This window comes from Parafilimonas sp. (assembly GCF_047606085.1).
Lineage (GTDB): Bacteria > Bacteroidota > Bacteroidia > Chitinophagales > Chitinophagaceae > Parafilimonas.
Window position 1 is genome coordinate 1 of sequence record NZ_JASGEX010000168.1, and the last position, 19,936, is coordinate 19,936.

At 41.6% G+C, this 19,936-nt stretch carries 16 protein-coding genes and 1 tRNA gene; 6 read left to right on the top strand and 11 right to left on the bottom strand.

Annotated elements, in window-relative coordinates; translation table 11 throughout:
- Window positions 1–311 precede the first annotated feature (311 nt).
- Window positions 312–1,055, bottom strand: coding sequence for an outer membrane beta-barrel protein (locus QM629_RS14490; RefSeq protein ID WP_415160602.1), 744 nt, complete (start codon window positions 1,053–1,055; stop codon window positions 312–314).
- A gap of 276 nt (window positions 1,056–1,331) precedes the next feature.
- On the opposite strand from QM629_RS14490, the gene QM629_RS14495 reads away from it, so the two are divergent.
- Window positions 1,332–2,327, top strand: coding sequence for a PDZ domain-containing protein (locus QM629_RS14495; protein WP_415160603.1), 996 nt, complete (start codon window positions 1,332–1,334; stop codon window positions 2,325–2,327).
- Window positions 2,328–2,378: 51 nt separating this feature from the next.
- On the opposite strand, the gene QM629_RS14500 is transcribed toward QM629_RS14495, so the two are convergent.
- From QM629_RS14500 to QM629_RS14510, 3 genes are read right to left on the bottom strand one after another with little or no spacing between them, the layout of a single operon-like run.
- Window positions 2,379–4,526, bottom strand: coding sequence for a glycoside hydrolase family 3 C-terminal domain-containing protein (locus QM629_RS14500; protein WP_415160604.1), 2,148 nt, complete (start codon window positions 4,524–4,526; stop codon window positions 2,379–2,381).
- A 56-nt stretch (window positions 4,527–4,582) separates the two neighbouring features.
- Window positions 4,583–5,647 carry a mandelate racemase/muconate lactonizing enzyme family protein gene (locus QM629_RS14505; protein ID WP_415160605.1) on the bottom strand — a complete coding sequence of 355 codons (1,065 nt, stop codon included), beginning with the start codon at window positions 5,645–5,647 and terminating at the stop codon, window positions 4,583–4,585.
- An 11-nt stretch (window positions 5,648–5,658) separates the two neighbouring features.
- A complete protein-coding gene (locus QM629_RS14510) occupies window positions 5,659–6,702 on the bottom strand; it encodes a DUF1611 domain-containing protein (RefSeq protein WP_415160606.1) in 1,044 nt (347 codons plus the stop codon).
- A 194-nt stretch (window positions 6,703–6,896) separates the two neighbouring features.
- Between QM629_RS14510 and QM629_RS14515 the strand changes: the two genes are divergently transcribed.
- From QM629_RS14515 to QM629_RS14530, 4 genes are all read left to right on the top strand, one after another.
- A tRNA-Glu gene (locus QM629_RS14515) sits at window positions 6,897–6,968 on the top strand.
- A 42-nt stretch (window positions 6,969–7,010) separates the two neighbouring features.
- The gene (locus tag QM629_RS14520; protein ID WP_415160616.1) at window positions 7,011–7,292 is read left to right on the top strand and encodes a GIY-YIG nuclease family protein; all 282 of its coding nucleotides are present in this window, start codon (window positions 7,011–7,013) and stop codon (window positions 7,290–7,292) included.
- 353 nt (window positions 7,293–7,645) lie between these two features.
- The gene (locus tag QM629_RS14525; RefSeq protein WP_415160607.1) at window positions 7,646–8,104 is read left to right on the top strand and encodes a DUF1573 domain-containing protein; all 459 of its coding nucleotides are present in this window, start codon (window positions 7,646–7,648) and stop codon (window positions 8,102–8,104) included.
- A 222-nt stretch (window positions 8,105–8,326) separates the two neighbouring features.
- Entirely contained in the window at window positions 8,327–9,112 is a 786-nt protein-coding gene (locus QM629_RS14530) for an OmpA family protein (protein WP_415160608.1), read from the top strand.
- Window positions 9,113–9,298: 186 nt separating this feature from the next.
- On the opposite strand, the gene QM629_RS14535 is transcribed toward QM629_RS14530, so the two are convergent.
- The 3 genes from QM629_RS14535 to QM629_RS14545 all read right to left on the bottom strand — a co-directional run bounded on the left by QM629_RS14535 (window position 9,299) and on the right by QM629_RS14545 (window position 12,533).
- On the bottom strand, window positions 9,299–10,873 hold the full coding sequence (locus QM629_RS14535; protein ID WP_415160609.1) for a sigma 54-interacting transcriptional regulator: 1,575 nt from the start codon (window positions 10,871–10,873) through the stop codon (window positions 9,299–9,301).
- Between the two features lie 63 nt (window positions 10,874–10,936).
- Window positions 10,937–12,034, bottom strand: a complete 1,098-nt coding sequence (locus tag QM629_RS14540) for a vWA domain-containing protein (RefSeq protein WP_415160610.1) — start codon at window positions 12,032–12,034, stop codon at window positions 10,937–10,939.
- A 181-nt stretch (window positions 12,035–12,215) separates the two neighbouring features.
- A complete protein-coding gene (locus QM629_RS14545) occupies window positions 12,216–12,533 on the bottom strand; it encodes a DUF3467 domain-containing protein (protein WP_415160611.1) in 318 nt (105 codons plus the stop codon).
- 233 nt (window positions 12,534–12,766) lie between these two features.
- Between QM629_RS14545 and QM629_RS14550 the strand changes: the two genes are divergently transcribed.
- Window positions 12,767–13,321, top strand: a complete 555-nt coding sequence (locus tag QM629_RS14550; protein ID WP_415160612.1) for a hypothetical protein — start codon at window positions 12,767–12,769, stop codon at window positions 13,319–13,321.
- Between the two features lie 128 nt (window positions 13,322–13,449).
- On the opposite strand, the gene QM629_RS14555 is transcribed toward QM629_RS14550, so the two are convergent.
- The 4 genes from QM629_RS14555 to QM629_RS14570 form a co-directional block, all read right to left on the bottom strand.
- A complete protein-coding gene (locus QM629_RS14555; protein WP_415160613.1) occupies window positions 13,450–14,385 on the bottom strand; it encodes a DUF1735 domain-containing protein in 936 nt (311 codons plus the stop codon).
- Between the two features lie 61 nt (window positions 14,386–14,446).
- Window positions 14,447–16,009 (bottom strand): SusD/RagB family nutrient-binding outer membrane lipoprotein, encoded by a 1,563-nt coding sequence (locus QM629_RS14560; protein ID WP_415160614.1) that lies wholly within the window; start codon window positions 16,007–16,009, stop codon window positions 14,447–14,449.
- Window positions 16,010–16,035: 26 nt separating this feature from the next.
- Entirely contained in the window at window positions 16,036–19,173 is a 3,138-nt protein-coding gene (locus tag QM629_RS14565) for a SusC/RagA family TonB-linked outer membrane protein (RefSeq protein ID WP_415160615.1), read from the bottom strand.
- Between the two features lie 694 nt (window positions 19,174–19,867).
- Window positions 19,868–19,936: RagB/SusD family nutrient uptake outer membrane protein (locus QM629_RS14570; protein WP_415160617.1), on the bottom strand; the 69-nt coding region annotated here is incomplete at its 5' end.

Below are 19,936 nucleotides of genomic sequence, written 5' to 3' on the forward strand. Positions count from 1 at the left end.
CCGGATAAATGTATGCATTGGCAATTTGTACTTGCTTTATCAGATGGCAAGATTAATTCTCGTTCCTGCCCGTCATTCCCGCGCAGGCGGGAACCTGCTCTTATTATTTAAAGCAACTAATAATATTATCAGCAAACTTACAATTCAGGCGTAGATGCCCGGTCAGGCCGGGCATGACGTGCCAGTCGTCATGTTGTATGTTTGTCTTGCTTAATGTAAGGCCAGCAATAAGCCCGGATAACTTGTACTTTGGCTAATTAACGATTGCACATTTTTATTCCGTGAGGAGTATAAATAACATTGAATAAATATTAATGGAATAGAGGCCTGGCATGATAATAACTGCGGCTGAAATAATATGTAAGGCCAATATTCACCGATTGCAGCTTATCAATTTCCGTTACACCATCGCCGCCCGGCAGCATATTGGTAAGCGTGCTTTGAAATATGGCCGTAATTTCAAATTGTTGCGAAACGCTTAAGCCCACACCGGCATTCAGGCCCCAAACCGCATTGGCAATATCAGACCTGAATTCATTCTGCAGATGAATGCTGCGGCCAAAATTAATTTTATGGCTGTTATTTTCTGTTGCTGTTATTACTTCGCTGCCGGTGCTGTCTTCCCCATATATAATTGATTTGCGGCACACTTTGCCGCCAATGCCAATTTGTGTGGTGGCGCCTGCATAAACCCTTAAAGCAAGTTGTTTGGAAAGCGGGAACTGGTAGCCTATGCCAAACGGGAAATTAAGGAATAGAGGCTGATAAGCATATTCAGAAACGATTGCCTTTGATGTGGTGGCGCCGGCAGAATCTTTGCCAAAATGCTCTTGCGAAACGCCGGCTTCTATAAACACCAAAAACCCAAATTGTGTATGGTATTCTGTACCTGCAGATGCCTGCCAGCCATAACCAGTATTACCGTTTACCGTTCCGCCCGGGTTTCTTGATACATGCAGCCTGGTGGCATTGCCGCCGGCCTGCATATAAAACCCAAATTGTGCCTGAACAGCAGAGGAAATAAAAAATCCAAATGCTAATAGCCAATATTTCATTCGTGCATATTTGTTTTTTCAGATGTCTCATGGAACCTCGCTATGCACATTCCCCTGTGTGAGAAAAATTATCATGCTCGGTTTCATAAGCATATTTTGTGCAAATAAAAGGCATTTTGAACTTGCTGATAATAGCCGTTCCGCTATTTTAAGCGGTTTCCATATTCCCCGCTAAAAAATTAAACCGGCAGCTTTAACATTTCCGAAGGCTTTCGTAATTAATAAATCTCTATATATTTGAACTACTAAAATTTTCGTAGATATAAAACCGCAGTTATGATTAAGACAGTAAGATTAATGACCTTGTTTTCCGCAACCTTAGCTTTTGTTTCCGCACAGGCACAGCCTCCGGTAAAAGAAAAACCTGACAATACGAACAGGCAGGATATCATCATTCAGAAAAAAGATTCAACCAAAGAAAAAATTACCGTGGTAATTGATGGCAACACCATAACCGTAAATGGCAAACCGGTTGATGATTTTAAAAGTGATGATGTAAAAATCATTCAGCAAAAAATAAAGGATGATAAACACATATTTGTAGAAGGCCACCGTTCAGGCGCCACGGCATTTGCGCCTGCCACACCGCCAATGCTTGAATTAAGAAAAGAAATGAGGAACAGTGTAAAATCAAATGCTGCATTTCTTGGTATTATGAGCGAAAAGAATGACCAGGGCGCAAAGATCACCGATGTTACCGATGGCAGCGCTGCTGAAAAAGCCGGCCTGAAAGAAGGTGATATTATAACCAAAATAGGCGATGATAAAATTACCAGCCCGGATGATTTGTACCAAACAGTTGGCAAGCACAAACCCGATGAAAAAGTTGCGATAACTTATTTAAGGGATGGCAAACAGGCAACTGCCAATGCTACTTTAGGCAAGTCTGAACAAATGCATGTTTTTTCATGGAACACACCAGGCAGCGAAGGCCGTAGTTTAAAAAGTTTTAGCGGTCCCCAGGGTTTTGCTTTTTCATGGAACGATAATAAACCACGTCTCGGCCTTTCCGTACAAGATACAGAAGAAGGTAATGGCGTAAAAGTGCTTGATATTGACGATGAAGATTCGCCTGCAGCCAAAGCCGGTTTAAAAGAAGATGATGTAATTACCCAGGTTAACGGTAAGAACATCGCTTCCACCGATGATTTAAGGGAAAGCATAAAAGAGCTGAAGAAAGGCGATACAGTTAAAATAACCTATAAGCGCAACAACCAGACACAAACAGTTGATGTAAAGATTCCAAAAGATTTAAAGACGATAGATCTGTAATACTTTCATTTTTCTCATGTGCAATAAACCGTTGTTCTCTAACAGCGGTTTTTATTTTATGGTAACAGAAGATGTAAGCTTTGCATCATCAGCATTTTCACCCACTGTTATTATATAGCTGCCCTTGTTCAGATTCCAGGCATTGTTTGCTTCATCCCATTTTTTTAATTCAGATACAGCAATGCTGAATGAAATTGTTTTTTCTTCATTTACAGCCAGCGGCACCCTCTTAAAAGCTTTTAATTCTTTCAAAGGCATGCCGGGCAATTCCGGATAACCAATATATACCTGCGTCGCCTCATCAGCATTATACTTTCCTGTATTTTTTATTTTTACAGAAAAGGTAACACTGTCTTTGCCCATAACGGGCTTGCCCGCCCATGCATAATCAAAGCTGGTATAGCTCAGGCCAAAACCAAAGGGATATTGCACCCTGCCATTGAAATAACGGTAAGTCCTGCCCTTCATAGCATAGCTTGAATAATCTGGCAGGTCGTCAAACGAGTTATAAAAAGTTACGGGCAAATGCCCCGAAGGAGAAACTTTCCCAAACAAAATATCGGCCAGGGCATTGCCGCCTTCTTCGCCGGGATACCATGCTAAAATGATCGCATCAACGTAATCAGCAATGGAAGAAACATCAATCGCGCTGCCTGAATTTATTACCGCGATGATGGGTGTTTTGGTTCCTTTTCTTAATGCTTTTATATAAGCGATATGCGCAGCGGGCAGGCTCAGGTTTTTCTTATCAGCGCCGTTATCAGAAAGAAAAGCATCGCCTTCCTCGCCTTCATACACCGGCGTTAAACCAATTACGGCTATGGTAATATCGGCATTGGAAGCAGCCCATATACCGCCAAATTTTGTGGTGTCTTTATAATCGCAGCCCATATCATATTCCACCCTTGCGCCGGGGCCAACAGCATGTACAATACCATCCACAAATGTTACAGCCCTGCCTGTTACGCCATGATAATTGCCCAGCAAAGCATCCAGCGAAGCGGCATTGGGCCCCACGATCATTAACTGCGGATATTTGGTTTTGTCAAGCGGCAATATGCTGTTGTCATTCTTTAATAAAACCATGCTTTGCGCCGCCATTTTTCTTGCAAGCAACCTGTGGTAATCATTCGAAACACTATCTGCTCCATAGCCGGCATATACTGACGACTTTGCATCATCAAAAAAGCCAAGCTTCATTTCGGTGCGCAGTGTAGGCGCCAGCGAACTGTCTATTTCCTTTACGGTTAAGCGGTTTTGTTTTACAGCATTCATCACATCATCCTGCAGAATATTGCTGCAATCCATATTCACACCGGCTTTAATGGCAGCGGCAGCCACGGCTACCGCATCAGGCAGGGCTTTATGTGTGGCATACACGTCCTCCAATGCCCAGCAATCGGTAACCAATTGCCCTTTAAAACCCCATTCATTCCGCAGTATGGATCGCAGCAGGGTGTTACCGGTGCAGCAGGGCTCATCGTTCACCCGGTTGTAAGCGCACATTACGGAGGCAACGCCGGCATCAACCAGTTTTTTAAAAGCATATAAATAGGTTTCCCGCAAATCGGTATTGCTTACAATTGCATTGAACGCATGCCGCAAACTTTCAGGCCCGCTATGCACGGCAAAATGTTTGGCGCAGGCCGCGGCTTTTAAATGCAGGCTGTCATGGCCCTGTATGCCTTGCACAAAAGCAGTTCCCATGGTTGCTGTAAGAAAAGGGTCTTCCCCATACGTTTCCTGCCCCCTGCCCCATCGCGGGTCGCGAAAGATGTTTACGTTTGGCGACCAGAAAGTTAATCCCATGTATTGCAGCGAACCGTTTTGCTTTGGGGCAATATTGTATTTGGCCCTGGCCTCGGTGGAAATAGCGGCAGCGCACTCATACAGCAAATCATTATTAAAGCTTGCAGCCATGCCTATTGCCTGCGGAAATACCGTTGCATCGCCGGCCCTTGCCACGCCATGCAGGGCTTCGTTCCACCAGTTATAAGCAGGAATGCCCAGCCGTTCCACCGCCTTGCTCCTGTAACCCAGCAGGCTTATTTTTTCTTCCAGTGTTAATTGAGTAAGCAGGTTATTTACCCTTGCGTCTATGGGCAGGGATGCATTGCGAAATGCCGGTGTGTTGTTTTGTGCAACAGAATAAATGGAAGCTGAAATAAAAATTGTGCAAATAAACAGTCTGTAAAGCATGATGAAGTTATAAAGCGAAAAATGATGGTTAAGATATTTTATATGGCCACAAAATACTAAATGATTGATACACCAAGGCCGGGCGCGTCATCCAAATACATATAACCATCTTTCAGGATAAAGCCGCCGGTAACAACATCTTCAGTAAGGTCGAGGCTGCCATCAAGATCAATATACTTTGTGTGGGGGCAGGCAAATGCAGCGTGCAGCGCAGCCGTTATACTCACTATGCTTTCATCGTTGCATCCCCAGAATAAATGAATGCCTGCAGGGTTGGCTATATTCGCTATTTCCATTGCACGCTTTATGCCGCCGCATTTCATGAGCTTAATATTGAAAATACCATATAAATTTTGTGCTGCGACAGACAGGGCAGACCTTTCATCTTTGAGGGATTCATCAGCCGCTAATATGGCGCGGGTTTCAGCGGGCAGTTGCAATAATTCTTTATCAAGGTAAGGCAGTAAAGGTTGTTCTATCAACTCAACATCATAGGCTTTTGTAAGCGAAAGAAAAAGCTTCAGGTCATCCAGTGTATAGCCAGTGTTTGCATCAACACGGATTATAAAATGCTTACCAAATTTTTCTTTTAGTTTAATAATGCGGTCTGCATCAAGCCCGGCATTCAAACCTGTTTTTATTTTTAGTATGCGAAATCCTTTTTTATAATAATCATCCGCTTCTTCGAGTGTTGCAGCTACATCTTTAATACCAATGGTTACAGAAGTAAGCATGCGCTCATGCTGCCTGCCGTAAAAATCAACAAGGCTGATACCCAGCCATTTTGTAAAAGCATCGTGCAGCGCAATATCAATGCAGGCCTGCGTTCCGGGCCGGCCGGGAAATTGTTGCTTGGTTAAATAAATATGGTGCAAAAACTGCCGTATATCTTTTCCAGCCAATGTTTCCAAAAAACCGGACTGCAGGTTTTGCAGTGTTTGTTCCGGCGTTTCACCCACTACTTCAGGAGATGGGTTAGCAGCGCCAATGCCCTTTATGCCGTTTTCGAGCTCCACTTCAAGAAAAACATTCTCAACATCGGTAATGGTTTCCCTTGCAATGGTATAAGGCTTTTGCAGCAGGAGATTTTTTTTATATGCTTTAAACGATTTTATCTTCATGTTATATCCGCTTAACTTTTGCAAAGGCTTTTAATTACCGGCAGTATTTTTTCACAGCCTTCCTGCAACGGAAGCATTACCGGCATTTTAAATTTTTCTTCATATTGTTTCTGAAAGGCGAGCGCTTCCGCTTCAGAACAATGTTCTGTATTTATGGCAATGGCAATTACAGCGGAGCCCAATTGCTGTATCAAAGCAATTTCAGATTCCGGCGAAGGTATTTCTCCCCATGCTGGTTCATGTTCATAATATTTTCTTTTAGGCGCTGTAACCAGGATAACAGATTTTGCATTGCCTGATATAAGCATCTCGCTGCCGCAAGGCCCGGTGGGATTTCGCAAAGCTGATTGCCCTTCAATAAAAATAATATCAGGATTTGTTTCTTCATAGCAGGTAAGTATGGCATGTTCCAGTTCGCCCGAAACAAAATCGTTTAAAGTTGCATCGAGAATAAAACCATATTTACCGCCCTGCAGCCAGCCTGTTTGGCCGGTATAGATCATCTGTGCATTCAGCCCTGCATTATTGCAGGCATTCACTGCCAATCTTGCCGCAGTGCGTTTGCCCAAAGCGCAGTCGGTGCCTATAACTGCAACGATGGGTGTTTTTATATCAAAGATTTTACCTGTCCAGAAATGAAGCTCCGGCAGCTTTTTAGGTTTCCTGATGTCAACCAGTACCACCTTATTTTTTTCTGCAAGGGCTCTTATTTCAGGCCGTTCATTCAAATGGTCGTGCAGGCCGTTTACAATATCAAGTTTTAGCTCAATGGCTTGTTTTACTTCATTCAGCAATGTGCCCGGAAAAACGCCGCCGCTGGTTGCCACCCCTACAATGCATAGTTCAGGTTTTGCAGTAATTGCTTCTGCAACCGTTGCGTAAACAGGTATGTGCCTATGTTTGCCATCCAGCAAAACACCGGCATCGCTGCCCGCAAAAACATGATCAACCACGCCAACAATTTTAAAACGGTTGCTTTCTCTTACTAAACCATGCGCTGTTTTAGCATTCTCCGTATTAAACAAACCATTGGTGAGTAAAATGGCTTTTCTCATAATTATTCCTGATAGTGGGGGTAAATGTAAAAAATTGGCCAGGATAAAAAATTTTTTAAGGAATAACCGCGCACATATTTGTTAATTATAAATTAGATTTTGAAGCGGGCCGTCTATATTTCACATCAAAAAAATCCAAAAACTTTGTTCATTAGCAAATGGCCGTTATCTTTGCGCTCCCGCAATTGAAAAGCGGCCGGTTCGTCTATCGGCTAGGACATCTCCCTTTCACGGAGGAAAGACGGGTTCGATTCCCGTACCGGCTACAAAGGAAAGGTTAAGTTAAACCCCATATTCAGTTTTTGAGTGTGGGGTTTTTTGTTATGATAACGGTGTATGTGATAGAAAGCACTGCAGATGCCACCTGGTACACAGGAATGGCTAAAGATGTTTTGCAAAGATTAAAGGAACATAATGCCGGCAAAAACAGATTTACAAAAGGGCACCGCCCATGGAAAATTGTTTATACTGAAACACATCCTTCATGGGCTGAGGCGCGTGCAAGAGAAAAATATCTGAAAACAAATGCCGGTAAAGTATGGTTGAAAAAACATCTTGCTGAAAACGGAGGAAAGACGCCTGCCCGATGAATCATTCAGACGGGGTTCCCTGCCTGCGTGAACGCAGTTCAGGCAGGGATTCTCCCGCAATAAGCGGGACTCAAAGGAAAGGTTAAGTTAAACCCCATATTCAGTTTTTGAGTGTGGGGTTTTTGTTATGATAACGGTGTATGTGATAGAAAGAGAGTGCAGAAAATGCCGTACTGCTGCCAGGCCGGCATTGCTTTCCTTAATGGGATGAAATAGCAATGATGTGAGACAGTTAATTTTTTACAAACCCCAAAATATTAATCAGCCGGCTAATTATTTCGCTTTAATAAATATAATATTTGCAACCGGGGCCTTTTGGGATGGCCATTCCGGAAATTTTTAATATTTTATGTATGAAGACAGGCATTTCTATTTTGTTTTTCCTGGTTATTTTTTATGCATGCAGCCATGATAAAAAGCCTGGCACAAACAAACAAAACATAGAACCGGCATTATCAAAACAAAACGATACGGCTGGTTATACAGAAATTCAATGGCTGGATTCTGTTATTGATTTCGGCACCATGAGATCGGGCGATTCCATGCAGTTTAAATTCAGGTTTAAAAATACAGGCTCGAAGCCTTTACTTATTTCAGAGGCACAACCATCCTGCGGATGCACGATAACAGATTATCCCAAAGATCCCATACTGCCCGGCAAAAGCAGCTTCATATCTGCAAGTTTTAAAAGCTATACTTCGTTTGGGCCGGTTTTTAAAACAATTACGGTTACTGCCAACACAAAACACAATAACAAGCATGTATTGTTGCTGCATGGCGAAATAATTTCAAAAGAAAATGCGAAGCCATAAATCTGGCTGAGTTCCTCCTGAATATATTATATCCATATTGGCGCAATGTTTAATGTAAGACACACAGATAAACAGGTTTCATAATGGGGCAAAAAAACATAGGCATATAGTCATTGAAAGCTACATTTCAATAACTATATTTTCTATATTCCTGCTATACAATATGCATGAATTATTGCATGTACGTTTGGCATAGTTTTTAATCACCAATAAAAAATTTATATGAGAAAAAGTTTTTCAGGCCTTTTGGCATTTGCCATTGTCCTTACCACAGCCTGCGTTTCAAAACGCAAGCTGCTTGATGCACAAATGCAATACAGAACATTGCAGAACGACAGCACTTTAATGGCATCTAAAATTGCAGGCCAGCAATCAACGATCAATAAATTGCAATCGGATATAGATGCGCTTAACAAACAAAACACACAACTGAGCAATGATGCTTCATCTAAAGTAAATTCCCTGCAGCAAAATTTACAGGCGCAGCAAAAACGTTTGCAGGATTTGCAAAACCTGCTCGACCAGCAACGCAGGGCAACCAGCGATTTAAGAAATAAAATGATAAATGCGCTGGTGGGTTACAGCGACAGTGACCTTACGGTAACGCAGAAAAATGGAAAGGTATATGTAAGCCTTAGCGAGAAATTTTTATTTCCTTCAGGCAGCGCCGTTGTAAACCCCGCGGGCAAAGAAGCGCTGAGCAAGCTCGCCAATGTATTGATTGCAAATCCTGATATTGCCGTAACGATAGAAGGGCATACAGATTCCATTCCCATTCGAATGAAGTTTGAAGACAACTGGGCTTTAAGCACAGCCCGCGCTACAAGCGTGGTGCGGATTTTAGTGAACGATTATAAAGTGGACCCTGCAAAGGTTATTGCATCCGGCCATGCCTGGTTTGATCCTGTTGATACCAACAGCACGCCTGAAGGCAGGGCGCATAACCGCAGAACAGAAATAATTTTAACGCCAAACCTTGACCAGATTTATAAATTGCTGGAACAATAAGTATTAAGATCCGGTTATTTACATGGCAACAAGACAGAAATAAATAATTTTTTTGCAAATTGTAATATTAAAAAATCATATTAACTTCGCCCTGTTTTTTAAGGGTTTAGGGTTGAAAAAAACCCCGCTTAGTCTTAGGCGGGGTTTTTATTTCACTATCCGGCAAGACGAATTTTATTAAAAAAATTACCTGAAACTGTCATCATTCAAATCATCTTCTTCATCGTTATAGTTCATCTGTCCCAGGTTCATCATGCTGCCGATAAGGTCTTTAAACTCTATCTTTCCTTCAATTACTTTTTTGCTGATGAGTGAGTAGGCTGCAAGGCCATGCAATACAAATTCCATCAGCAAGGCATTTTCCTTTTCATTGGCATGCGGAAAATATTTTTTTACAAAGCTGTATAAGCCATCCACTTTATACAAAGCATGTATTTTATCCGCGTCTTTTGCATCTACCATTACATCAATATGATTGCCCGCATCAAACCATCTTGTTATGGTTTTATACGGATTGTCGTTTTCCTTTTCTGCCTGTGAGGCCTTGCCGGTGGCCCTTCGCTTCTTTAATGTTTCCGGGTTTGGAAAATAAGTGATGAACTGTGAGCGGATGGCTTTATCAAGTAAATTAACGGCCACCTGGTACGGGCCTTCCTGCTCGCCTTCGTACACCAGTTCAATTTTGCCGGTTATGGATGGAATAATGCCTACCAGGTCGCTTACCCATATCTGCGTATGTTTCTCATTATTGCGCATAGCCCTGCGCTCTGCACTGCTGTAAGCATTTTCCATAGCAGCTATAGGCAGCCTTGCGCTTACACCGCTTTTCTTATCCACGTACTCATTATTGCGGGCTTCAAATGCCACCTGTTCAATCAGGCGTTTTACCAGGTCGCTTACAGCTACTATTGATTTCTGATCTTCAAGAATATCCGCTTCCTGCTCGGTTATTTCCAGCGACGTTTCAATCGTTTTTGGGTAATGTGTTAATATCTGGCTTTGAATCCTGTCTTTTAAAGGCGTTACAATACTACCGCGGTTTGTATAATCTTCGGGATTGGCGGTGAAGACAAATAAAATATCCAGCGGCATTCTCAGCTTAAATCCGCGTATTTGTATATCGCCTTCTTCCAGAATATTAAACAAGGCAACCTGTATGCGCGCCTGCAGATCGGGTATTTCGTTGATAACAAAAATACCCCGGTTGCTGCGTGGTATAATACCGTAATGAATTACCCGCTCATCCGCAAAACTTAAACGGAGATTAGCGGCTTTAATTGGATCAATGTCGCCGATTAAATCTGCCACGCTTACATCCGGCGTTGCCAGTTTTTCACCGTAGCGCCCGCTGCGGTGCAGCCACGTAATGGGTGTTTCTTCAGCATGTTCGGCGATAAGGTCTTTAGCATATTTACTCAAAGGATTTAACGGGTCATCATTCACTTCGCTGCCTGCAATTACAGGAATATATTCATCCAGCAAATCGGTCATTTGCCTGGCCATACGGGTTTTGGCCTGCCCGCGCAGCCCGAGAAACAAAATATTATGACGGCTTAATAAAGCTCTTTCCGTATCGGGAATGACGGAATCTTCATAGCCAATAATCCCTTTGAATGTATTTTCTTTATTGCGTATGCTTTCAATAAGATTTTTTCTTATTTCGTCTTTCACAGAAATGGATTTGTAACCACTTCTTTTTAATTCGCCTAATGTTTTAATGCCCCCTTGCCCCCTAAAGGGGGATTCATCTTTAATCTTCATAAAATGTATTCGCGTTAATTATAAAATAAGTTATAGTTGTAAATACTCCCTTTAGGGTTGGGGCTAATACACTGTTTTTCTTTTGCCGCTTTCAAAATCGCGGAAGATGAATGCGCCTAATTTATCCAGCGATGCAAAGAATGCTTTGCCATTATTGGTTTCTGTAAACTCTGTTACAAAACGCTGCAGATAAGGGTCGCTTGCTATCATAAATGTAGTGATAGGAATTTTGAGCTTCTTGCATTGCGCCGCCAGGTTTAAACAGCGGTTCGTGATCTTCCTGTCAAGCCCGAACGCATTTTTATAATAACGGCCGCCCATCTTTAAACAGGTAGGCTTGCCATCGGTTATCATAAAAATCTGCTTGTTGGGATTTCTTCTGCGCCGCAAAATATCCATCGCTAACTCAATACCCGCAACCGTATTGGTATGATACGGGCCTACCTGCAGGTAAGGCAGATCTTTAATTTCAACCGGCCAGGCATCGTTGCCAAACACTACAATATCCAATGTGTCTTTAGGATATTTTGTAGTGATGAGCTCGCTTAAAGCCATGGCTACCTTTTTAGCCGGCGTAATCCTGTCTTCGCCATATAAGATCATGCTGTGCGAAATATCTATCATCAGCACGGTGGATGTTTGCGCCTTAAAATCGGTTTCGCGAATCTGCAGATCATCTTCATGCATCTGGAAGTTTTCCACGCCATGATTTATTTGGGCATTGCGTATGCTTTCCGTAAAATCAATCTGTTCCAGCATATCGCCAAACTGAAATGGCCTGTAATCAGGACTTATCTCATCTCCCTGCCCGGGCTTATTCGTTGTATGATCGCCCTGTTTGCTTTTTTTAAGCCTGCCGAATATTTCTTCCAGGCTTTTCCTGCGAATGCTTTGTTCGCTTTTCGCGGTTATTTGCATGGCGCCGGTTTCGGTATTATCTCTTATATAACCGTTGCGCTTCAGGTCTTCAATAAAATCGCCCATGCCATACTCATCGTTTGTAAGCTGGTATTTTTTGTCCAGTTCATTCATCCATTCCAACGCTTCGCTTACATCGCCGCTGGTATAGGCAAGCAATTGCATAAAGAGATCGAGCAGTTCTTCAAATTTGCTTTTGCCGCTTGCTGCAGGATCAAATTTTATAAACCTGTTTCCAATCATAGCATGTAAGCTACATAAAAAAACGTAAGCCCCCATCCCCTGAAGGGGAGAATTTATTTGCCCCCCATCCCCTAAAGGGGAGTTTAAAACAGTTATGTTTCAAAAGCCTGCATTTTGTAAACTAAAAGAGGCTTTTATTCTACAGTTAACGAAAAAATAATATCCCCCTTTAGGGAAGGGCTTATGCCTGTGCAGTAGGGCCGCCAAAATTGAGGGGTATCTCCACCTGTTCCAGGTCTTGTATTTTTCCATGAACGCTTTCATAACGTTCAATGTTTTCCTGCATGGCGCGCATAAAACGCTTTGCATGCATAGGCGTGAGGATAATGCGTGATTTTACTTTGCTCTTGGGGGTTCCGGGCATTACATTCACAAAATCTATTACAAACTCGGCATGGCTGTGCGTTATAATGGCAAGATTAGCATACGTGCCTTCAGATACTTCTTCACTTATTTCTATGTTGAGCTGGTTCTGCTGTTGCTGAGGCTGATCTGCCATAATTTGTAGGTTTATTTTTGCAATGTTAGCGATTCTTCAACAATACGCCTGATTGCGCTTACATTTTTGTAGCTGCTTATGTAAACATCTTTTGTTACGGCATCAAAAATTGATGTGCAATTCAAGCCCGTGAAATGCCATACACCATTCATATAAAATTTTGCAGGCAACTTATCTAAATCTATATATTTGAATACGTAATAAAATTTATTATAACTCTATAATCTTTCTTTATGAAGCCAGTATTTTTATCTCTTATAATTGCCTCATTAAGCCTGGATCAAACTTATGGACAAAAAATAGTAAAAGACGAGACAGACAAAGCAAACAAGCAACGTTACATAGAAGCGACAGACAAAAAAATCCCGCTCTCCAATATAAGTATCAGCCCGCAGAACTCGGCAAAACCGGGCTATATTAAAAGCTTTTCTTTTAACTTATTATCATTAGGAGATATAAAATTTTTAAGGCTAACGTGGACCAACACAACTCAATTAACTTTTTTTGATATAGATTCTGTAAAAGGAACAGACAGTACCGGCAAGGAATATGTGTTCGTAGCCCAGGAAAGCTCTGCCATAGGCAAAAAAAAGAATATGACCTCACAGGGAAACGAAACGCTTTATGACAACATTCTTTTTGTGTCAGGCGATTTTAATAACCGCATTTCAAAAATTATTATTACCCTGAAAGATAAAACCACCGTAGAAATTATATTAGAGAAAGATGAGCAGGTATTTTTAAAAAGGTCTAATATACTGATAAGCAATTTGCTGGGGCATTTTTAGCTGCTTGAGTGGCGAGGTGCTTTATTTGTTATCACATTACAAGCCTCAATACTAAAAGACAGAATATTAAAAAGCTGCCTCAGCATTTTTGAGACAGCTTTTTACATATCAATTTGTATATTGATCGGCTATTCCGGCGTAAGAATTTGTTCAGAAACTCTCCATCCAGTTGAACCTAAATAACCTATTCTTAAATAAAATATTCCTGTTTCCGGATCATAGGTGTTATTACACAAGGAAGAACTGGTCCATGCTGCCGTATAGCCAGGATTACTATCAGGCAATGCATCTAATGCATACATTGTTACACCAGTGCCGTAATCTTCTATGCTTAGCGCATAGGTGTCCGGGTCTATCGTCACTCTTACATAATACTCAGAACTGCCCAAATCTCCCACAGCAATCTTAACTGAATTTGAAGAAAGTGTAGTGACATCTGTTGTTAAAGACAAACTTCTTGGTGATGAAGGATGGTAAAAATAACCTACTTCAGTATAAGTACCTGCATAAGCATTTTGACCTACAAATGAAAACAATTTAGTTCCGGTATTTGCACTGATGGTACCATAAGTTGTAGAAGTAATTGTTAACGGCAAAGCATAAGTACTGTCAAAATCAAAACCGGTTGTATCATTTACCACAACCCTGAACCTTGCATAACTTGAGTCTTTGGGTATAATCACTGTTGTAGAAAAGCTGGCTATGTTTTCATCCATTAGTGCATAAGAGGTAGAATTTTCAGTATTATACGCATCCAGGGCATCTGAATTTATTTCCAAGGTAACGGTTATATCTTCAGGGGCATACGTTGTTTCGCCATTGTAATTAACAATCACATAAAATCCCGCTGTATCATTAATAAATTTTCCCGAATTAGAATACAGTGAATACACCGAAGAATAACTGTCGGCAAGCTCAGTATTGCCAAGCTCTATAATAGCTGTAGTTTCGTCGGAGTTTGTAGGGAAAGCTACATCCTTATCTTTACAACCCTGGTGGGTAAGCGTTCCCACCACGAGAAGCAGGAACATCCACAGCTTGTTTTTATATAGTTTTTTAGTCATTTTCATTTTTACTTCATTAATGTGATAAGAAAAAAATATTTTTTAAACTTTTAAACAATATCTATTGCGCCCAGAAAATAAGCGATGTAAACGGGCTTATACTGGATGCAGACGGAACTTTATCCCCGTTGTAAGAATATTCAGAGGAAGGATATAGTATTCTTGTTGGCAGATGATCTGACCGGGTAGATTCAGACTGGGTTGAGGCAAAGGAGCCATAAGGGTTGTTCACGGCCGTAGTGCCTGAGGCAGGATAGCCGGTTCTCCTGTATTCATTCCATCCTTCATCACAATTTGTCATATTCAGCGCTATATATTTTTGTGTAATAATAGCTTCAATTTGTTCTTCTGTGGAAGTAGCCAGGCTAAAGTTTGCCAGATAGCTGGTGCTGTTGTCTGAAATATAGGTTTCTGCATCAGTTGTGTAATCGTACCCGCTTGCTACAGTGCCATCAGAAAGCTTATAGAGATAGTGAAAAGATTCCGTTATACCGCTTTCAAAATCTGTTTGCGCGTCGCCTGATAAAATGCCCCTTACATCAGCCTCTGCCTGCAGAAAATAACTCTCTGCCGCCAGCATTAGCGGCACGCCCATGTCAAAGCCTTTCATTACACCTATGGCATCTCCCACCGTGCTTCCTGATGTGCCATCGCCTGAATACCAGGCTCCTACGGTGGGTGCACTTTCCACATCGGTTGTTATGCCTAACTGGTTTACAGGGGTAGATGGAAAATCGTAATAAATGGCCGCGCCCCTTGCCGCATCCGTTAATTTATTTCCATCATAATAGCCATAGATATACTTTGAAGGTATCCACGAACGGCTTCCATTTGACCCGTCATAAGCAAAAACCCAGGAGCTGAAACCGGGATTCGCTTTTCCGCTCGATTGCTCATAACCCGGGTTTTCAATAGCGTCGTCTGTAAGAAAACCATCATCAGTAAAAGTGGTATTTGAAAAAGTAACCGCAGAAGAAGCCCGTATGATCAAACGTAGCTTGATGGTGTTTGCAAACTGTATCCATGAAGTCATATCTCCTGCAAATAAAGGATCAGTAGAAGATGTTAATGACGTAGGATAAACAGCGTTCTCTATCACATCAATGGCTGAATCCAGAATGTCAGCTAACTGCGGGTATATTGCCGTGCCTTCATCGTAAGATGGTGTAATGTTGGTAGAAGATAATGCTTCAGTAAATGGTATGTCATTATACTGATCTACCAGGTGCTGGTAATTATAAACCTTCAGAATTTTGGCGGCGGCATTATAATAGGCATAGTTATCGCTGCCTTCTGTTGAAGTGATTACGTATTGCAAGTCTTCCAAAAGGTCGTAAGTGCCGCTCCAGATAGAAGTATAATAATCAGTCGTGAAATTGTAAGTCCAGTTAGCTGCATAACCGCCATAACCGCCGGCATTTGCACCATAGCCTCCTACCTGCATGCCGTACGTGTTTAAATAATTCGCCATAGCGCCTGTATAAACTATGGCCTGCGGCAAAACCAAATCAGGAGTTGAGCTTGTGGAGGAATTTGGGTTTGTATTAATATCCAGGTATTTTTTACAGGCACCCAGGCTAAAAGCCACTATTACAAAACCAACTAATAATAATTTATTACGCATTATTATAAATATTAAAATTATAAATATTAAAAAGTTAATGATAAGGTAGCGCCGTAATAACGTTGCGGGGGTGAAGTAACTCCGGTTAAACCAATGCCATTGCTGTCACTTCCCGCATTACTGTATTCAGGATCAGTATAAACATTTTCCTTGGGCAACCATATAAACAAATTACGCCCCTGCAGGCTCAGGCTTGCTGCCTTAAACGCTCTCAGCCCCTTTAATATGCTTTGCGGGAAATTATATGATATGCTTAGCTGGCGCAGCTTCATATAATTGCCGCTGGTAATAAAGTTGCTGGAAACACTGCGGTAAACGCCGGTCCAGAAACCGCTGTTGCCCTGGTTTACTACCACATCTGTATTTTTCACATATTCCCCGTCTTTATCCAGGTAAACAGAATTAGGAAACACGAAATTCTCACGGTTATATTTTACCGTGTTAATGCCCATACCTGACCAGGCCAGGTTACTACCGATACCATTATACCGTATCATGCCGCCACGATATTCGAAAACAGCAGTAATTGAGAATGATTTGTACCTGATAGATGGGGTAAACCCTACAATATGGTGGGGATCGGCATTACCAAAGTATTTATAGTCGCCTACGCTGGGCATGCCCGTTGTTGCATCTACTATTACATGGCCTTCATCATCCCTTTCATAATCACTGCCATATATTTGAGGGAACTGCATGTGCGGCACAGCATAAGAGCCTGCAGAACTGTAAGTAGCTAAGCTTAAACGCGACAAGGTGGAATTTAAATAATTAACCTTACTATTCTGGTATGCGTAGGTACCGGATAAGTTCACCGTCCAGTTTTTGGTATCAAGCGCTGTATAAGTAAGCCTGGCTTCTACGCCGCTATTAGAAGTTTTTCCCGCATTGGAGAGGTAATAAGTAAAACCGGTGGCATTCGATATGTTGGTTAGAATAGTCTGGTTATCTGTTGTGGAAGAGTAGTAAGTAAAGCTGCCATCAATTTTACCTTTTAGCAAAGTAAAATCAGTGCCCACTTCAATCTGTTTGGTAATTTCAGGCTTTAACCCGCTTTGTACAATGGTACTGCCTACTGAATAACCGGCTATGCCGGAATAAGGATAGCCGTTAGCCTGGGAAAAAGTTGGCTGGGTTGCATAAGCGCCATACGTATAGTCTTTAAGGTTCACCATTCCCACCTTAGACCAGCCACCCCTGAATTTTAACACGTCCAGCCATTCTGCCTCCTGCAGGAAGGGCAGTGCATCGGTTGCAACGAAAGAAAGGTCAACTGCCGGGTAAAAGAAAGAACGGTCACCGGGATCAAGGATAGAAACCCAGTCGTTCCTGCCCGTAGTATGCAGGAATAAATACCCTTTATAGCCAATTTTAAATTCGTAGGCCAAACCCAGTTGGCGCGCCTTATACATGCCATTGCCGGCAGAAGGGGTATTAAGCGAATTGCTCAGGTTGAAAATACTGCTGTCTGACAATCCCGATACGGCGCCATACAGGTATTTCAGGTAATTTTGCTTTAAATCGCCCTGAACTGACAGGGTGAAATTAAGATCATTTACTTTTTTCCTGAACTCCGTATTCACTGTTTGGAATATCTGGCTTGAATTCATGGAATACTCATAATCATAACCAAGAATATCTGATTTTCCATTGCCACTAGCTTCTATAGCATAATCTGTATAATCAAACTTGCCGGTTGTTACTTTATTTGTTATAGTCCTCGCCTCCAAACCGGTGGTGGACCTTATGGTCATCCAGGTAAATGGTGAATATTTCAATGCGATATTCCCCAGCAAATAATCGTTGTTGGTATAAGACCTGTTGTTTTCTATATAAAAATAAGGATTGGAGTACCAGGGGTTATAATAACCATTCGGGTTTGCAAACGGGTCGGTGCGCCAGTTTTTATATTTGGTTACCGGCACCCATCCCGGCATATTAAGATAATTATCATATACAGAGCCTATGTAAGCCGTAACATCGTACCTGTTTTGCACATAGCTTGCCTGGTAATCAATGCTAAGGTTTGGCAGGAAATTTCTTGAGCCGTTTAACCGCACAGAAGCCCTTTTGTACTTATCAAGCCAGGTTACGCCTTTGGTATCCAGGTATTGTGCACTGAACATGGTAGATGATTTATCATCTGCCTGCGAGAGGGAAACATCGGTCTGGTTGGTTAAACCGGTTTGCCAGAATTTTGTTCTGTCTTCAAAATAAGCATATTTGGCATACTGTTGAGAGCCGTCTTCTAATGGCTCACCAAGCGCAATAATTTCGCCGTTATAGCGGGGCCCGTAAGACTGGTTTTCATACATAGTGAGCAGCGGGTTGCCATTTTCATCTATACCATAATCGTCCAAACCTGAACCAAATTCTTTTTGCAGTTTCGGGTTAAAGGCAACGCTTGTGAGCGTTAACGTATTAGATACATTGATTACCGGAGGGCCGGCTTTACCCCGCTTGGTGGTAATAATTAAGGCGCCGTTAGATGCCTGGGAACCGTATAAAGCAACACCGGCAGGGCCGTTAAGCACCTGTATGCTTTCCACATCTTCCGGGTTTATATTATTAAAAATTTCAGAGGGCACAATTACATTATCCAGTACAATTAAGGCATTGTTGTTACCGGTGATAGACCTTTGGCCCCTCAATACCAGCCTGTAATCGGGATTAACCCCGCCGCCCACTGCAGAAATATCAAGGCCCGGTACTTTTCCTGCCAGGCCGCCACCCACAGTGCTTGGTTTTGACAAGGTCAGCTCAGCACCATTTACAGTATTGGATACGTATCCCTGCTCCCTTTTTTTGATTTGCGATCCGCTTGCCGTTACCACAACTTCATCCAGCGAGGAAGCAGATTCCTCCAAGACAATATGATAGGCATCGTTATCTGCCTTTACTAAAATATTTTCGGGTTTGTAGCCTACCCTTTCTACAATAATATGGTTGCCAACCTTAGCCGGAATGGAGAAAGTGCCATCTTCTTCCGTATAGACTACCGAGCCGTTAACTCCATCTACCCTTACGGTTGCAGCTTCTATAGCCTTACCTTCTTTAGACTTTACATCTCCGTGAATTGTTACCTTCTGGGCAAAGGAATTCACCGCAAAGAGCATAGTTAATGACAGGCATGCCATTAACTTCATAAAATTTCCTAAACTCATGTGTTTGTTTAATTAAAATGAACGATAATGAAAATGTTAGTTTGATTTTTCTCTACATCTGGCAAAAACAATTAATGCACCTCTGTAAGTTTCCCTATTGTGCAGCAGCGCCGCCGTACTTATTAAGTAGTAAGTGCATTCTTTTATCTTAATGCAATAAATACGTTTTTGCATTAAACAATAAGCATTTTACACCTCCCAAGCAACTTTAAATCCGAAAGATTTTTTGATTGTTAGAGCCAGGCACACTCCATTTATGGGAACCGGAAACAAAGGCACGGAATTGCCTGTAAGGCTTGCGGCCCTGCTGTTAGTTTTGCATATCTGTTAGAACACAGCTACACAAAAATCTGACACAACAAAAAACCCAAAGCAGTTTTTTTTCTCATTTTAGACAATTTTAATGTTTAGACCTTATATTAGGATTATTAATAAGCAGTTAAAAATAATTTCTCATTATACACTTAGACACAAAACCAGCAAAAATGCTGCTGCTAAAAAAAATAATTTCTCAGCAACACAAGCAAAAATGTAAAAAAGAGGTAAAACAAGCAAATTTATTTAAAATTTAAATAAATTTAATATGTTTTTAATTATATACTATTACTTATTAAGGAAGAGGCTGCCCCGGAGTTTGGGCAGCCTCTTTTAAAGAACATTTCAGGGCATTTTAATTTGTATCCCAAACTCCTCTTTAGTATTCTTCATTCTGAGCTATATTTGGATTGGCATCTATTTCAGATTGTGGTATAGGGAATCTTGA

Coding starts and splice junctions, on each gene's coding strand:
- QM629_RS14500 (WP_415160604.1), bottom strand. CDS start 4,526: ATGCTTTACAGACTGTTTATTTGCACAATTTTTATTTCAGCTTCCATT.
- QM629_RS14525 (WP_415160607.1), top strand. CDS start 7,646: ATGAAGACAGGCATTTCTATTTTGTTTTTCCTGGTTATTTTTTATGCA.
- QM629_RS14550 (WP_415160612.1), top strand. CDS start 12,767: ATGAAGCCAGTATTTTTATCTCTTATAATTGCCTCATTAAGCCTGGAT.
- QM629_RS14560 (WP_415160614.1), bottom strand. CDS start 16,009: ATGCGTAATAAATTATTATTAGTTGGTTTTGTAATAGTGGCTTTTAGC.
- QM629_RS14545 (WP_415160611.1), bottom strand. CDS start 12,533: ATGGCAGATCAGCCTCAGCAACAGCAGAACCAGCTCAACATAGAAATA.
- QM629_RS14530 (WP_415160608.1), top strand. CDS start 8,327: ATGAGAAAAAGTTTTTCAGGCCTTTTGGCATTTGCCATTGTCCTTACC.
- QM629_RS14510 (WP_415160606.1), bottom strand. CDS start 6,702: ATGAGAAAAGCCATTTTACTCACCAATGGTTTGTTTAATACGGAGAAT.
- QM629_RS14495 (WP_415160603.1), top strand. CDS start 1,332: ATGATTAAGACAGTAAGATTAATGACCTTGTTTTCCGCAACCTTAGCT.
- QM629_RS14565 (WP_415160615.1), bottom strand. CDS start 19,173: ATGAGTTTAGGAAATTTTATGAAGTTAATGGCATGCCTGTCATTAACT.
- QM629_RS14490 (WP_415160602.1), bottom strand. CDS start 1,055: ATGAAATATTGGCTATTAGCATTTGGATTTTTTATTTCCTCTGCTGTT.
- QM629_RS14555 (WP_415160613.1), bottom strand. CDS start 14,385: ATGACTAAAAAACTATATAAAAACAAGCTGTGGATGTTCCTGCTTCTC.
- QM629_RS14540 (WP_415160610.1), bottom strand. CDS start 12,034: ATGATTGGAAACAGGTTTATAAAATTTGATCCTGCAGCAAGCGGCAAA.
- QM629_RS14505 (WP_415160605.1), bottom strand. CDS start 5,647: ATGAAGATAAAATCGTTTAAAGCATATAAAAAAAATCTCCTGCTGCAA.
- QM629_RS14535 (WP_415160609.1), bottom strand. CDS start 10,873: ATGAAGATTAAAGATGAATCCCCCTTTAGGGGGCAAGGGGGCATTAAA.